This window comes from Nitrospinota bacterium (assembly GCA_009873635.1).
GTDB lineage: Bacteria > Nitrospinota > Nitrospinia > Nitrospinales > VA-1 > LS-NOB.
The window spans coordinates 1-16,311 of sequence record WAHY01000032.1 but is presented as its reverse complement, the minus strand read 5'-3'; the positions used below and the strand labels follow the sequence as shown (position 1 = coordinate 16,311).

Genomic DNA, 16,311 nt, shown 5'->3' with positions numbered 1-16,311 from the left:
CCAAACCTTGAGAGTATGAAAAACTGCCTATAGGAAGCGAGGGGCTAGTCAGTCGCAATAGTTTTAACAAACCAAAACTTTTTGAAAAAGGCACCGTAAATTTAATGTTCATGATTATGATTATGCTGGTGATGACCCTGATGATTGTCGTAGGCTCCCGGTTCAGGCTCGAAAGAAGCCCGTTCATGTTGAACAGATAACCCAAGGGAACGCACCATATCGTCCAAAACATGATCCTTCAAATACCGTATCCACCCTTCCCCAATCTGCAAAGGAACATGGCGATTTCCCAGGTGATAACAGGCTCGAGTCAATAGGAGATTTTTGGATTCGTACACTGTTGAGACGCTTTCCACCGCCGCAATCACTTCAATGATTTGTCCGTCTCCGGCTCGGAGTAAATCTCCATTGCGCAAGACTTGGCCTCGGTTCAAAATAAGAGCGGCTTCCTGACCATTATCCAAAGTTACCCTTAAACGGCTTTTTTGCCGACGATCAAAAGGCAGGGTCAGCGAAACAGACGGACTTTCCTTCTCTTCAATTCTTTCATTTATCTCTAACATAACTAAACTTGCGTTAAAAATCGCAGATCAATTAATAAAACTAAAACAAGAAATATCGTTGAGCTAAGGGGAGTTTTTCTGCCGGTTCACAGGTTAATAATTCCCCATCCGCCCTCACTTCATAGGTCTGGGAATCCACTTCGATCTGGGGCTGATAGTCATTATGGATCAAATCCTTTTTTCCAATATTCCGAGTATTGTTTACGGGAATGATTTTCTTCTTAAGCTTTAACCTCTTGCCTATATCTGCCTCATATGCGGCCTGCGAAACAAAGCTCATACAGATTTCACTGCGAGCCCCTCCCAAGGCACCAAACATTGGACGATAATGGACCGGCTGTGGCGTCGGGATAGATGCATTGGGATCCCCCATGGGTGCCGCAACGATCATACCGCCTTTGATCATCATGGATGGCTTTGCTCCGAAAAACGCGGGTTTCCAAAGGACAATGTCGGCCAGTTTTCCCGCTTCCAGAGAACCCACTTCATGAGAAATCCCATGAGATATGGCCGGGTTAATCGTGTATTTTGCGATATAACGCTTAGCGCGGAAATTATCGTGGCGTGAGGGATCCGGCGATAAAGCCCCCCGTTGAACTTTCATTTTATGAGCCGTCTGCCAGGTACGGGTAATCACTTCTCCAATTCTCCCCATCGCCTGCGAATCCGAAGCGATCATACTAAACGCTCCCAAGTCATGCAGAATATCTTCCGCGGCTATCGTTTCCCTTCGAATACGTGATTCCGCAAAGGCGACATCTTCAGGAATCTTTGGGTCTAAATGATGACAAACCATCAGCATGTCCAAATGTTCATCCACGGTATTTGCGGTGTACGGTCGTGTCGGGTTTGTCGAAGAAGGGAGCACATTGGCTTCGCCACAAGCCTTAATAATATCTGGAGCATGGCCTCCTCCCGCGCCTTCGGTGTGGTAGGTGTGAATGGTTCTTCCTTTAAAGGCGGCTAACGTATTTTCCACAAAGCCGGATTCATTTAAGGTGTCTGTATGAATGGCGACCTGGATATCAAACTTATCTGCAACACTCAAACAATTATCGATCGCTGCGGGAGTGGTTCCCCAGTCTTCATGAAGCTTTAAGCCCATGACGCCGGCAAAAACTTGTTCTTCCAAAGCCAAAGGCAAACTGGCATTCCCTTTTCCCAGAAACCCAAAGTTAATGGGTAAATCTTCCACGGCTTGATACATGCGGTGGATATTCCAGGGCCCCGGGGTGCAGGTGGTCGCATTCGTGCCGGCGGCGGGCCCGGTTCCTCCGCCAATCATAGTAGTGATTCCGGACATCAAGGCATCTTCAACCTGTTGCGGGCAAATGAAATGGATATGCGCATCAATGGCCCCCGCTGTGGCAATCTGCCCCTCACCGGCAATCGCTTCCGTGGAAGGCCCAATGATAATATCGACCTCGGGTTGAATATCCGGATTTCCCGCTTTGCCAATTCCCATAATACGGCCATTCTTAATGCCTATATCCGCTTTTACAATTCCCCAATGGTCCAATATCAAAGCATTGGTGATAACGACATCAACCGCCTCTTTCGAGGATCGTTGACTTTGACCCATTCCATCGCGAATGACTTTGCCGCCGCCAAATTTAACTTCCTCTCCGTAAATAGTTCTATCTTCTTCCACCTCGATCCATAGTTCCGTATCACCCAAACGGACACGGTCCCCCACCGTCGGTCCAAACATATCCGCATAAGCGCGGCGGTCTATCGTGCTCATCATTTATTCTCCAATTGATCCATAACTTTTCCGTTGAATCCATACACATGCCGGGACCCGGCATAACTCACCAGTTCGACCTCACGGGTTTGACCGGGTTCGAATCGAATCGCGGTTCCAGCGGGGATATTCAATCGAAACCCTCGGGCACTTTCTCGATTAAATTCCAGGGCCGGATTGGTTTCAAAAAAATGATAGTGCGAACCAACCTGAATCGGCCGGTCACCGGTATTCGCAACGACCAGGGAAACGGTGTCCCGGCCTTCATTTAAATTCAATTGACCTTCTTGAATCGCATATTCACCAGGAATCATATTGTCCTCTAAGGTATAGGGTTGTGAACGGTTACTAATTTTGTACCATCTGGAAAAGTAGCCTCTACTTGAACCTCATGAATCATTTCAGGGATTCCCTCCATAACATCGTCTCTTTTGAGTAATTGGGTGCCGTCACTCATGAGTTCAGCAACACTTTTTCCTTCTCGCGCCCCTTCCAATATTGCCGCCGAAATATAAGCTATCGATTCCGGGTAATTAAGCTTCAATCCCTTTGCCAAACGTCTTTCCGCCAGCAACCCGGCTGTAAAAATAAGCAACTTGTCTTTTTCTCTTGGAGATAATTCCATTGGCTCTCCTTATCTATTTTCAAAAAATATAGCCCTATGTATTCCAAATCCGCGGAATCACGGCATGGTGCCCTCGAATTTCAAAACGCAGTTTTTGCCAAACCCGAGTTAAAAACTTTCTGACCTGGTCAGCACTATTTCCAAGACATCGAAATTGGATTACCCCATTCACAAAGGTCACAGAATAGGCATCCTTTGTTTTAAAACTTTTTACATACTCCCGGAGTGTATCCACCAACTCTTTCTCAGGTGTGAAACATACCAGATTTCCTAAAACGGTTTTTCGGTCTACACCCCATTTATTACTAAGAATGGGATCATTCCCCTGAATCAATAGTCTTTCCAGCCGAACGGGTTTTTCTTTCATCCATATTTCAAACCGCTGATCCAGGGAGCCATGGATGAAAGGTTCATTAGAAGCAGGCCTTCCCAAACAGCAAATATCCCATCCGATAAAATGACTAGAGGGATTGATTTCAATTTTGGTTTTTATGTTTGCTTTGGCACCGGAAAAAAAAATATTTTCCAAAGGAAACCACTCCAAACATGCATTGTCTTCCACTTTAATTATTTGCACTTGAAATGCCGAGGACCCGGAACTGCGATAGAATTTCCCGGCCGCAGGGGTCGTGAACAACGCATTTGCCCCCGTTTTCAATTCTACTTGAACCTCCAATCGGTCTCCCCCAACCACTCCCCCAGGGGGATGCAACAAATAGACATGGCAGGTTCCATTACGTTCAGGGTAAAAAGGTTTTTGGACTCGCAGGGGGCCTTCATGTTTTTTCCGGTTTAATATGGTTTTTCCATTTAGCTCTGTAAACCCTAACTGGAGCTTAGCTTTCCACCCTTTATTCAAGTGTATTTTTTCGGATCTAAATCTGGTCATAAATCCAATAGCCGCCTAAACCAATGGCCCAAAAAGCAATTAACGTTCTAAAGCACATTGCAAAGGGCAGCAGTCGGGTATCAAACCAGGTCAAAATAATTCCCAATATCCCCCCAAACAGAACCATGGAAAATAAAACACCAACGCTAAACACCACCAGATATCCCAATCCTTCCCAAGCGGAATTTTGGTTTGCGATGGGAATGAGGACCAAAAGAGGTGTGGACCCGGCAAGCCCATGGATCATCCCAATCAATAAGGCCTTAGGGGAAGTTTTATCATTTTCAAAAACTAGAAAACTCTGAATATTTTTTTTCGGGTTTAATCGCTCAATGGGTTTCTCATTCAGGAAATGCTTTCGGAAACTGTTGAAAGATATGTCCCACAACGCCAAAACTCCAAGGATAACCAATATATAACCAACCAGTTTTTCCGCAAATTGACTGAGTTGATGGGGAACCGCCAACCCCAGTAGCAAAACGGCTGTTCCAACCAAAAGTAATGTGAGGCCATGACCCAAGGCCCAATGCGAACACAAGAGCCATAGCTTTTTGGGCTTTGAAGGGGTTCCCGCTAAATTGGAAACCGCCGCGACATGGTCTGTATCAAGCGCATGAAAAATTCCCAACCCTAAGGCGTCCGTAAAAAAAGGTACTATTCCCGACATAACTGAAGAAATTATCCCTTAATGATTTTTTTGGACATAAAAACTCTTATTCCAAAACCTAATAGCAATATTCAAGCCAAAATAGTCCAATGGAATTTTCTATTCACAGGCCCCATTAAATCATAGAGTTATTGTAGGCAAGAGCATATTCAGTCATCCGGGACGGTATCGCATTTGCCTTAAAATAGGGCAAAATGATAGGAGTACGTGCTTAAATAAAATGTTTTTTCCGCAAATTTATTTTCTAAAACCCTATTGAATATTTTTCAGAAAGAGGAAAGGGCTTGCCCGATTAAAAACAAAGCGAAACCCGACATTATTTAATGAAATCAATGGTTTTAGAGCAAAAAGGGGGATAAATGCAAAGAAATGACAGGTTGATAGCTACACGATTTCCAGAGGATCTAATAACCAAACTGGATGAGGTTGCAAAACAGAAGGATCGGACAAGATCGTAGATGCAAAGAAGAGTTCACGGAGATATGTTGCTAAGCTTCGAGTGGAGAAAAACAAAACCTGCAACTCTATACTGCGAAAAGATGACAAAAAATGCTCCAGTAAGGGCTTCAAAACACCCGGAAAAACGAATCAATTGAATCAATCACGTTGCTATTAAAAATGGGCCTCCTCACCTCTCCCGGCCTTATTTAAAAACCCAATTCAAAGAAACAAGTATTTTTACAGCTTTTATGCTTTGTGCAGGGTTCACCCTAAGCAAAATGTTTTTTGAAAGTGAAATTTTACTGCAAAATAATTATTGAAAGTTAGATAAAATGATTTCGCACCTAATATTCATACAGGTTAATCCTCTCAAAACTCACGATAATTCGTTCATATTTAACTTTTTCCACGTGTTTTGGGGTCATAGTTTCCTGCGAAATTTCCTCACTATATCCTACAACCACTTTACTAACTCTATTTTACTAATTTGATGAAGTTGGCATAGCTATTGCTATATAGCCTTTTAGAATTGAAATGATTTTTTATATTGAGGTTCTATATGGAAAAGAAAAACCTGCTATTTGTTGATGACGATACCCATCTTCTTTCTAGTCTGCGCCGACTTCTAAATAGTCATCGCCAGGAATGGAATATGGAATTTGTCGCCACTGTGGAAGAGGCTACAAGTAGAGTTCACACCATGAATATAGATGTTGTGGTTTCTGATGTCTCTATGCCGGGAAAGGGCGGGTTCGATTTATTAAAAGAGCTTAGAAATAATGGTGAAACGAAAGATATACCTGTAGTCATGCTGACCGGAATGGAGGATAGGGAATTTAAGCAAGAAGCATTGAATCTAGGGGCTACGGACCTATTAAACAAACCTATTGACCTGGAAGAACTTCTGTCTCGTTTGAAAAATTCTCTTCATCTCAAATCTTATTTTGATCAAATAAAAACATTTAATGACGAATTAGCCCGTAAAGTTGAAGAAAGAACTGAAAACTTAAAAACAGCTAATAGTAATTTACAGAAGGCAATACTCGTTGCAGAATCTGCAAACAAAATCAAAAGCGAATTTCTGGCAACTATGAGTCATGAGTTGCGGACCCCCTTGAATGCAGTGATAGGTTATAGCGATTTGATTATGGAGCGGGTATCGGAAAATAGCCCTGATGATGAAATCATAACGGATGTGGAGAAAATAAAGAAAGCGGGATTACATCTGCTAAAACTTGTCAATGACATATTGGATATATCAAAAATCGAAGCTGGGAAAACAGAGCTTTATTATGAACCCTGCGATCTCTCCTCTTTAGTTAATAATGTAGCATCAATCATTGAGCCAACTGTTGGAAAAAACCACAACACTTTTTCAGTTAAGTTTGAATGTTCTCCTGGAGTCATTCTAACTGACCAGACAAAGCTCAAACAAGTTCTCCTGAATCTGTTGAATAATGCAACAAAGTTTACCAGGGAAGGATTAGTGTCTCTAACAGTTAAGCAAACCCAATCCAACAATCAGGAAGAATATATGTTTGAAGTCGCAGATACTGGAATAGGAATGACTCCTGAACAACTGAAAATTATATTTCAAAGTTTCACCCAGGCGGACTCCTCTACAACCAGAAAGTATGGAGGGACAGGTTTGGGGCTGGCAATCAGCAAGCAGTTTTGCGAGATGATGGGTGGGGATATTTCTGTCGAAAGCATTATTGGACAGGGGTCGACTTTTAAAGTTCGCATCCCCGCGAAGAAAGTAAATCCGCAGGAAGAAAAGAAGATTAAAGAAGAAAATGAACATATTTGAAGCACCTGAAAATTCCACCGTGCTGGTAATCGCAGAAAATCCGTATTTACAGGACATGATGATGTGGAGACTTGAAAAGGAGGAATTCACATTTTTCGCCGCCTATAATTCTATTGACGGTCTGGAACGTGCCAAGGCAATGAATCCTGGGGTGATTGTTCTTGACATAAACATGTCGAAAAATGATGGATGGGATGCGCTGATAAGTTTAAAAACACATCCGCAACTTTCAGGCATCCCATTGATTTTATTTTCAATGATTGATGATAATAACCAGCAATATATATTTGGAACAGCAGAATACTTTGAAAAACCGGTGGACCGACGTCGAATAATTTCTGTATTAAAAAATTACTCAAACGAAGGTAACGATAATAATGTTCTGATTATTGAAGACGATCCCGACCAGATAGAATTGCTCAAGCATAGCCTGAAGCCAAATGGATTCATCTTAGAAGAAGCTGAAAATGGAGAAAAAGCACTGGAACAAATTTCAAAGAAAAAACCGGATTTGATTCTCCTTGATTTAATGATGCCGGTAATGGATGGTTTTGAATTTCTTGAAAGATTGCGATCAAAAACTGAATGGGAATCAATACCCGTCATACTCATCAGCGCCAAAAAATTAAGCACTGATGACTACTATCGTTTAAATAATAATATCATTAATATTCTGGAGGGAAGATTTAAAAAAAGAGATGATCTCATCGGCAACATCATTGGATATATTAAAGAAACCCTATTCAAAACCAAATTAACCAGATAAATAAAGCTTATGGAATCCCAAATTAAAAAAACTAAAATTTTAATTATCGATGACGATTTGAATTTGCAAGCAAGCCTTAAAAGACTTCTCATTAAAAAAGGTTTTATTGTTGATGTCGCATCAAATGGAAAGGACGGATTGTTAAAAATTGGAGACTTTAAGCCTGACTGCATTCTCCTGGACATCGGGATGCCAATTCTGGATGGCAATGAAACACTAAAGATGATCAAATGGCTGTTTCCCAAAGCAAAGGAAGCCTGGTCAGATTCATCCGCTGATGTGATCATAATCAGCGGTGTTGACGATTTAAAATCGAAGGCAGAATGGATCTCCAGCGGAGCTTTTGATTTCATTCCAAAACCTGTACAATTTGAAGAGATTTATAACTTAATAAGCAACTCTATTAATACAAAAAATTAAATTATCCCTCCAGATTGAAATTTAAGAGCGTTAATACTCGTGTTAAATCGTTTTCCAAAATCAAAATTACTAATAGTTGATGATGATAAAAACCTTTTGCTTGGACTGAAAAGGAGCTTAAAAAAGGAAGATTATCTTGTTGAAGTTGCTACTGATGGGGAGGACGCGTTATCAAAAATTGATGACTTTGAACCTGATGTGATCATTTTAGATCTAAAAATGCCCTACATGGCAGGAACTACTTTTTTGAAAATGATAAAACAATTTTACCCTGCCATAGAAGTTATTATTTTGACTGGATCTACAGATTTTAACTCCTACACAGAATGCCAGGATAATGGGGCTTTTTCCTGGGTCACCAAACCTTTGAATATTGACAGCTTGATTCTTAAAATAAACAGTGCTATGGCTTTAGTATCTATAAAAAAAGAGGCGAAATCTAAAAGGCAAAATTTCCGAGGCAGGCATTGAAACCCGGGATGCCTGAAAAAGAGAATCCCGGCCTCAGAAATTCAATATAAATTCGGCATTAAAATTGCCCGACATAAACTTGATATTCGATTATAGAAACACTATAAAACGAATTACCTCCTGAATTAAAACTAAATCTGACATGTATTCGTTGCCCATTTTATTTGCAATTTAATGGTGAAAACAATTTTCAGGGAGATAAAATCTAGTTTTATTTCCTATTTCTGCAATACAACAGTGGAAAATTATTTTGAAAAATAATCTGAAAATTTTATTCGTAGACGATGATATTTCCCTGCTCCAATCCATTCGTCGGTATGTTCGTTTGAATCACAAAGAATGGAACTGCATGTTTTCAAACAGCGGAGAGGAAGCTCTAAAGATTTTGTCGCAAATGCCATTTGATTTAATCAATTCAGACATGCGCATGCCGCAAATGGATGGTTCTCAGCTTTTACGAAAAGTAAAAGAAAAATATCCTGCGACAATACGTTTCATTTTGTCGGGACAAACTGAGCAAAATTCCTTTTTAAAGGGAATTGGATCCATGCATCAGTTTCTAACGAAACCTTGTGGCATGGACTTTTTTAAAGGTCATACTCGTCAATTAACAAAAACTATTATCTCTTAATTCATATGACAAAATTTTTTACTCCTATAGGACTGGTTTTAGTTCTCGCATCAGTTATAACCGGATATGTAGCTCATGGCGGGAATCTTGCTTTGCTTTGGCAACCAACCGAGTTTGTCATCATAGGAGGTGCTGCATTGGGGGCATTTATAGCCAGCTGCACACCCGAAATTTTCAAACATGCATTACATACTATGAAAAAAGGCGTTCTTTATACCCCAATCGTTAAGGAAGACTATATTGAGGTATTAAAACTGCTGAATGAAATTTTTGCAAAAATAAGGAAAGAAGGTCCTATTAAACTGGAAAGTCACATGGACGATCCACAAAACAGCTCGATCTTTAAAAAATACCCGGACTTCCTAAAGAAAACAGACGCACTTGAGTTTTTAACTGACTCTTTTCGAACAATTATATCAACAAAAATCCTTTATTATGATCTGAATGCATTATTAGAAGAGGAAGTAGAAGCCTACTTTGAAGAAATAGAAAAACAAGCAGAACTGGTAAATGAAATAGCAGAATCTTTCCCGGGTTTAGGCATTGTCGCAGCTGTTCTAGGCGTCGTTATTACAATGCAAAAAATATCAGAACCACCTGAAGTTTTGGGAGTGTCAATTGGCGCGGCATTAGTAGGAACCTTCCTGGGGGTACTTCTTTGCTACGGTTTCGTTGCGCCGATAGCCAGAAAAATGAAATTGTATGCGGAAAGCCAAAAGGAATACCTGTTGGTGATAAAAACGATCACAATATATTTTGTCAGTGGAATAAACCCCAAAATAGCCCTGGAATTCGGAAGAAGAGCTGTCCCGAAACCTACTCGACCCACTTTTATGGATATGGAAAAGAATTTTCAGGAAATGAAAAAACTGGAAGTAAATTAATATTGAAATCTCCGCTTGGGCAAAAAACAAAGAGCAGGATTAAACAACAATGGCGAATAGAGTCTTATTAGTCGATGATGACCCGAATATTCTGAAAAGTTACAAGCGTCAGCTGACTACTTTTTTTCAGGTGGAAACAGCTGAGAGCGCGGAAATCGGCTTAAAAACCCTGACAGATAACAAGGATATTGCAGTTGTAGTGACCGACCTGAAAATGCCAGGAGTCAACGGCCTTGAATTTCTGGAAAAAGTGAGAACTATTTCACCCAATTCCGCAAGAATCATGCTTACGGGTTACCCTGATCAGAAAACAATAGTTGATGCCATCAATACAGGAGGAGTTTCCAAGTTCCTTGAAAAACCCTGTTCAAATCAGTTATTAAAATCATCTATTGAAGAAGGTTTCGAATCTTTTAACCTGACCTCCCAAGAATCCAATACCTCAAAAAGATTAATGGCGCACAATCTATCAATGTTGAAAGAGAAAGTCGCCGAACAAAACAAGAAATTAAAAACAGCAGAAAAGAACATAAATTTACAAGCCCAAAAACACCTGACTGAAAAGAAATCAATCAGCTCCATTTCAAAAAAGCAGTTGGAAGAAGAAAAATTGAGGTTGATTGAAAAACTAAAAGATCTGGAAGAAAACAACAAAGGATTAAAATTAAAACTCGGCACTGTAGACGAAGAAATCAAGAAAAATGAGGTTTTAAACCAAAAACTTGAAACCATCGAGGACATACTTGCCAACGAAAGGAACATGCATGAAAAGCTGGCAGCTGAAAAAGACCAGGCGGAGGAGAATTATAAGCGTCTTGAGGATGAACTGAAAGGGCTGAAAGATGACAAGGGCTTAGTTGAAAAGATCAGAAAGAGTGTCGATAAAATAAAACAGTACAAAGAAGAAAACCTGGATTTAAAAGATAAGTATTCATCGCTGCAAGAAAAGTTCAAAGAAAAAAATGTAGAAGGAGACATTGATAAAAAGGAAGAAATCGAAAAAGAAATAACTGAACAGAAAATAATAATAGATGAACTTCGCAGTAAATTGGAAGCTGTGAATTTTGAAAAAAAGGAAATAGAGAACTATCGTCAGGAAATTGAAATACTACAGAACAAACTAAAAAATACTCCTCCAGAAAGTTCAATTGTAAAAGAGCTGGAAGATACCGAAAGCACGAGAAAAGAATTTGCCAAGATACTCAAATCGGATGAAAAGACTTTTGAAGTTTTTAAAGTTGCCCTCAACAACAAAACCAGCTTAGAACAAAGAATCAACAAGCTGGATGATATTATTAAAAAAACCAAGGAACATATTGAAGAAATCATTACAGAAAATAACGAGTCCGATTCTGGAATGGCACATTCAACAGAAGTAGTGGATTATTTAAAAATACAAATTGATAAGAAGGAAAGTATAAAAAAACTGTTGATCAATCAGAAACAAAACACAAATAACGAAGAAGAGAAGCAGGAAAATATTATTATTCAAAAGAAAAATATAAAAAAACACCAGGCCCATGGCGGATCCTGGAAAGTTGCCTACGCTGATTTTGTTACAGCCATGATGGCATTTTTTCTTTTAATGTGGTTACTATCACAGCTGTCTCAGGAGTCACGGGACAACCTGCAGGAATACTTTCAAAGCTATAAAGCCTTCGTTCATTCCGGAGACGAGAAAGTTGTTGGTTCGGACTCTGTTCGTTCAGCTGATTTAAAGGATAAGAACTTTCAGGAACGATTAATTGAAGAATATAAAAATAGATTCTCAGGTTCAGATGAGCACTTGAAGGTAGTAAAGGTTGCTGGTGGGGTTCGAATACAGGTTATGGATATCACTGACAAACCAATGTTTGAAATCGGGAGTGCTGTGTTCAGACCTGAAGCTGTTGAAATTTTTCAATTTCTTGCAGAAAGAATTAAGGGACTTCCGGGTTCTTTAATTATAGAGGGACATACTGATGGCTTGCTTTTCTCCAGTGGTGATAAAACCAACTGGGAGCTTTCGATGGAAAGAGCCTCAACCGCCCGTTTTCATTTGATGAAAAATGGCGTAGATTCGAAAAGACTGAAAAGAATAGTTGCCTATGGTCATTCTGAGCCAATTAATCCGGATGACCACTTCGACCCCAAGAATAGACGGATTAATATCATTTTACTTAATGATGAGAATAATAAATCCTAGCGCCTGCACTTTCAAACAATTGCTTATAAAATATTGTTTTCTGAGTTTATAAACAAAGATCTCGTTTTCTGAGTTTATAAACAAAGATCTCATTGTTTAAATTATTTCAATGAACTCTAAAATACTTTTCGTTGATGATGACCCCAAAATTCTAAGTGCTTTCAGGCGAAATCTTCGGGAGCATTTTCAGGTTGAAACCATCCTTGGGGCAAAACCAGCATTGGAAATAATCGCAAAAAATGATCCCTTTGCGGTAGTCGTTGCCGACATGAAAATGCCGGGTATCGATGGAGTTCAGTTTTTGGCCAAGGTTAAAAAGAAAGCTCCTGACACAACGAGGATCATGTTGACGGGATATGTGGATCAGGATACGGCGATTAATGCTGTAAATGAAGGTAATATATTCAGGTTTTTGTGCAAGCCCTGCTCCAACAAGGATTTAGTTAACGCTCTTGAAGCCGGAATTGAACTATATCGCCTTAAAACCGCAGAGAAAGAATTATTAGATCAAACTCTAAATGGAAGCATCAATGCTTTGACAGAAATTCTTTCAATATATCATCCGGAAATTTTTGGCCATTCAAAGAAATTGAAGGATTTAATTCATGGCCTGGCGGAATTTTTTAATATCCCGATATCCTGGGAAATGGAAGTAGCGGGAATGCTTGCCACGATAGGGTATGTGGGAATTCCTCCTGCGCTGAACTTGAAAATTCAAAGAGGAGAAGGGATTTCACCCGAGGAGGAGGAAATGCTCAGTTTAACTCCAGAAATTGGAGCCAAATTTCTGGGGAATATTCCAAGACTTGAACGTGTCTCGAAAATTATACTCTATCAGAATAAGAGATATAATGGGTCCGGATTTCCCCAAGACTCTGTATCGGGACAAGAAATTATATTCGGGGCAAGGTTAATTAAAATTCTTATGGACTTAATCCATATAGAAGGTGGAGGAGTCCCCGTGGATCAGGCTATTCTTGAATTGAAAAGTAAAAATGGTTGGTACGACCCTGATCTCCTGGAAAAAGTAATTGTCTATCTTGAAAATAAAAAAAATATTGAGCCCTCAAAACCAGGGGATATCATTTCTGTTCCGGTTGATGAAATCCAGGCAGGGCATATATTAAGATCTAATGTGGAAACTGTTGATGGTGAGCTTTTACTTGCTTCAGGCAGAAAACTTTCGTGGGTCGAGGTAAAGTTGATCAGAAATCATGCCAAGCTGACCAAACTTGTAGAACCTCTTAAAGTTGAAATCAACGATTCTTAAAAATAAAAAAGGGTTAGGGTTTTGAACTCATATATTTTCAGTGATCCAGGTTTCTCCTTTGGTGATTAAACCCTTAGTTTCTTTAAGATCCAAAACACTTGTTAAATATTGGTAATCCAAGCAATCAAACCAATCCTTATCTTCCTGCAGACTATATCTTTCCAACATTGCATATGCAATATGGACAAATACCAAGGGGCCAAGAGAGTTGTTTTCAGACCTTGAAGGAAACTTATGAAAAGAAATCGCATCTGCAATTGATCCCGGCAAACCCCATAATCCCGCCAAACATGAACCTAATATAGAATAATCGATATTAAATTTATCTAATTCAGAGTCTGGGTCTGTTTCTGATCCATTATTGGATCGAGCTGCAATTTCCTGGTATTGACCTGGGAAACCTGTGGCTAAAATAACCAAACCAACTTTTTGCAAGAAACCTGCTGTTTGAGTGGTTTCTTGCAAATCCTGATTCATTCCAAATTCTTTAGCCAGATGGGAGGAAAGATTTCCGACGTTAATACTTTCCTTCCAAATATTTTTCAATATATCTTCATCGACATTGGCTTCGTGTTTTTTAAAAACATGAAAATTAAAAACCATTTCTTTAATTAAATCCAAACCAAGTATTTTTGCAGCTTTTACTGGAGAACAAATCTTCCCAGACCCCCCAAAATAAGAAGAGTTGACCACCTGCAAAATTTTCGCCGTCATCCCGATATCTTGTGAAACTATTTTTGAGATTTCATCTATATTGCCATCGTCTTTATTTAGTTTTTCGGTTAGTTCGTCATAGTTAGCGGACAATCTTGGCAATGTATCCATTTCAGTCAATAAATTTTTCAAACTGGAATCATTTAAACTATTTTGAAATTCAAAAGTCCTTTCAATTTCAACGCCTAATTCATCAAAGTTAAATGGTTTGGACAAGTACTGGTGAGCGTTATTTAAAGATCTTAACAATGATGAACGTTCCGATTGCCCCGACAAAATAAAACGAACCGTCTGAGGGCTGATTTGTTTTATTTTATTAAGAAGGGTTGCACCGTCCATTGTCGGCATCCGCATATCTGAAATAATTAAATCGTAATTCTTCGAAGAAACTTTTTCCAAAGCTTTTTCAGGACCGTTCGCAAAATCACAACTCCATTTCTCTCTCATCATCCGGCTAGATCGCTTCAAGGAAGATAATATTGCAGGGTCATCATCGACAAAAATGATATCAATCATATTTGAACACCTCGCCACCTTCAAAAGATTCATTGTCTGTTCGCAATGAAGCTTTTTATCCAACAGTTTTAGAAGAGTAATATATTTAGAAAAGTGAATACAGGCTTCTTCAGCGCACACATACGCCAAGTATTGCGGTTTTTACAGCTCCTTCTCCTTAAAACCTTTTTCTAAATGTTTTTAAAGCTTCTCGCTTGAAAATAATTACTTATTCACTGATATATTTGCTCTACGGTTTACATGAATACCAAAAGTGCTTCCAAAAAAGTCTATACACATCATTCCGGTATTTGGGTTCTCACAAATATTTACATACTTGCCCATACACCGTTTCCTTTAAATTCGAGGGTAAGCCAAAAATTTCTTACTTGATATTTTGATAAAACGCAGGAAGGTCCGCTCTATATGAGTCATCGCACTCACCTTTAGAATCAGCCGTTGCAATGAATACCATTGATTGGTTTGAAATATATTCCTAAATAAAATTATTCAAACAACAAAAACTTGTTTTGAGTATTAAATTTACAGCTTTTTTCGATCTAAACCTGCTTTGTAAATAATACTCCTCCATCAGAAGATGGCTTTTTCATGATGGCTATATTTTGTTGTTATAAATTCTTTTTTCTTTTTGGGACAAATATTACTCAATGAGGTTTTTAAAATTGTTTTTATTTAAGAGACAAAAGTTTTTATCAACTTTTATTAATGCCTTCAGCATTGGGTTTCTTATGGTAGGGCATGATTATCCAGTCATCCCCCACATTACCTCTTCTCATAAAAATAAAGTTACGCTTATCTTTACATTTGAAACACTTAGAAGATAACTTCTTGTCGGTGAGCCTGGCTACTATCAGCCTGATCTCATAACCACACTTTTCACATTTATAAACGAACGAATTCAAGGTACTTCCCAAGGCCGATTATTTGATTATCAAGGCTAATTTTTCCATTGACTACCTCCATAGTCTTCGGTCACTGATAACTAGCAATCTTCAGGCCAAAATTGGAAAATTGAATGAACCCTATGAAAATAAAGGAGTAATTTTCAGGGGAATTTTTTCTCACGAAAGGGAAATGCAAAAGCCAGCAGAAACCCACGGAATTCAGTGCACGACTGCATTAAAATCAACTAAAATCATGTCATATTAGTTTTATGATTTCCCAAAACCGAACATGAACGGCAAGGATATTTCATTGATCATTTACAGCGTTTGGTACAATGTTTATTATCTTCGATGGACTAAATCTCGTGTTTGGTTTTAATGGGTTATAGTTTTAAAACCCCTGATAAGATGAAAGGCTGCAAAGGTTGAGAATAGTCACAGAGAAAACTCTGTAACTAAAATGTTTCCGGGGAGAAACAACCTATTGCAGCCTTCCAATTTGGTATACTTTTTCTATTTATCGCTAAAAATCCAAGTCGGAGCCTTGTGAAAGCCCCTTCAAAAATCAGGGCCCAGATCTCCTCCACGTACTAATTCTTTTACCAGAAGCATTCCTATTGTTATTAGAAGCAAAAAATATACCAACGCATAAAACGCCTAAACCACTGCTATTTTTAAAGGATTGAGTTTTTAAAGTTTTTCCAAATACACTAAAATTCGTGAAAACAAAAATATGCTCACGGAATTCTATACATTTCCACAGGGGAAATAGTGACGCCATGATAATGTCTGGCCGGGTCATCAAAATGTCTTTTGCTCAAGAAAGACAAT

16 protein-coding genes are annotated in these 16,311 nt (G+C 39.0%); 8 read left to right on the top strand and 8 right to left on the bottom strand.

Features of this window, described 5'->3' with window-relative positions; translation table 11 throughout:
* Positions 1-101 precede the first annotated feature (101 nt).
* From ureE to F3741_11940, 6 genes are read right to left on the bottom strand one after another with little or no spacing between them, the layout of a single operon-like run.
* The gene (ureE, locus tag F3741_11965; protein MZG31496.1) at positions 102-563 is read right to left on the bottom strand and encodes an urease accessory protein UreE; all 462 of its coding nucleotides are present in this window, start codon (positions 561-563) and stop codon (positions 102-104) included.
* 40 nt (positions 564-603) lie between these two features.
* The gene (ureC, locus tag F3741_11960; GenBank protein ID MZG31495.1) at positions 604-2,307 is read right to left on the bottom strand and encodes an urease subunit alpha; all 1,704 of its coding nucleotides are present in this window, start codon (positions 2,305-2,307) and stop codon (positions 604-606) included.
* Positions 2,307-2,621, bottom strand: coding sequence for an urease subunit beta (locus tag F3741_11955; protein ID MZG31494.1), 315 nt, complete (start codon positions 2,619-2,621; stop codon positions 2,307-2,309). The genes ureC and F3741_11955 overlap by 1 nt, the downstream gene beginning before the upstream one ends.
* Before the next feature lie 8 nt (positions 2,622-2,629).
* Positions 2,630-2,932, bottom strand: coding sequence for an urease subunit gamma (gene ureA / locus F3741_11950; GenBank protein ID MZG31493.1), 303 nt, complete (start codon positions 2,930-2,932; stop codon positions 2,630-2,632).
* A gap of 34 nt (positions 2,933-2,966) precedes the next feature.
* Positions 2,967-3,821 (bottom strand): urease accessory protein UreD, encoded by an 855-nt coding sequence (locus F3741_11945; protein ID MZG31492.1) that lies wholly within the window; start codon positions 3,819-3,821, stop codon positions 2,967-2,969.
* Complete coding sequence (locus F3741_11940; protein ID MZG31491.1) at positions 3,808-4,488, bottom strand: sulfite exporter TauE/SafE family protein; 681 nt, start codon at positions 4,486-4,488, stop codon at positions 3,808-3,810. Before F3741_11940 ends, F3741_11945 begins: the two co-directional genes overlap by 14 nt.
* 1,000 nt (positions 4,489-5,488) lie before the next feature.
* On the opposite strand from F3741_11940, the gene F3741_11935 reads away from it, so the two are divergent.
* The 8 genes from F3741_11935 to F3741_11900 all read left to right on the top strand — a co-directional run bounded on the left by F3741_11935 (position 5,489) and on the right by F3741_11900 (position 13,366).
* On the top strand, positions 5,489-6,739 hold the full coding sequence (locus F3741_11935) for a response regulator (protein ID MZG31490.1): 1,251 nt from the start codon (positions 5,489-5,491) through the stop codon (positions 6,737-6,739).
* Positions 6,726-7,505 carry a response regulator gene (locus F3741_11930; protein MZG31489.1) on the top strand — a complete coding sequence of 260 codons (780 nt, stop codon included), beginning with the start codon at positions 6,726-6,728 and terminating at the stop codon, positions 7,503-7,505. Before F3741_11935 ends, F3741_11930 begins: the two co-directional genes overlap by 14 nt.
* Positions 7,506-7,514: 9 nt before the next feature.
* Positions 7,515-7,925 carry a response regulator gene (locus F3741_11925; protein ID MZG31488.1) on the top strand — a complete coding sequence of 137 codons (411 nt, stop codon included), beginning with the start codon at positions 7,515-7,517 and terminating at the stop codon, positions 7,923-7,925.
* Between the two features lie 33 nt (positions 7,926-7,958).
* Positions 7,959-8,396: a response regulator gene (locus F3741_11920; GenBank protein ID MZG31487.1), complete on the top strand. Its 438-nt coding sequence runs from the start codon at positions 7,959-7,961 to the stop codon at positions 8,394-8,396.
* Positions 8,397-8,616: 220 nt separating this feature from the next.
* The gene (locus F3741_11915) at positions 8,617-9,027 is read left to right on the top strand and encodes a response regulator (protein ID MZG31486.1); all 411 of its coding nucleotides are present in this window, start codon (positions 8,617-8,619) and stop codon (positions 9,025-9,027) included.
* Positions 9,028-9,032: 5 nt separating this feature from the next.
* Complete coding sequence (gene motA / locus F3741_11910; protein MZG31485.1) at positions 9,033-9,911, top strand: flagellar motor stator protein MotA; 879 nt, start codon at positions 9,033-9,035, stop codon at positions 9,909-9,911.
* A 49-nt stretch (positions 9,912-9,960) separates the two neighbouring features.
* Positions 9,961-12,096: a response regulator gene (locus F3741_11905; protein ID MZG31484.1), complete on the top strand. Its 2,136-nt coding sequence runs from the start codon at positions 9,961-9,963 to the stop codon at positions 12,094-12,096.
* Positions 12,097-12,205: 109 nt separating this feature from the next.
* Positions 12,206-13,366, top strand: coding sequence for a response regulator (locus F3741_11900; protein MZG31483.1), 1,161 nt, complete (start codon positions 12,206-12,208; stop codon positions 13,364-13,366).
* Between the two features lie 27 nt (positions 13,367-13,393).
* Here the strand turns inward: F3741_11900 and F3741_11895 are convergent, their stop codons facing one another.
* Together F3741_11895 and F3741_11890 are read right to left on the bottom strand one after the other, a co-directional pair.
* Complete coding sequence (locus tag F3741_11895) at positions 13,394-14,716, bottom strand: HDOD domain-containing protein (GenBank protein MZG31482.1); 1,323 nt, start codon at positions 14,714-14,716, stop codon at positions 13,394-13,396.
* Positions 14,717-15,288: 572 nt separating this feature from the next.
* Complete coding sequence (locus tag F3741_11890) at positions 15,289-15,498, bottom strand: hypothetical protein (protein MZG31481.1); 210 nt, start codon at positions 15,496-15,498, stop codon at positions 15,289-15,291.
* Positions 15,499-16,311 lie beyond the last annotated feature (813 nt).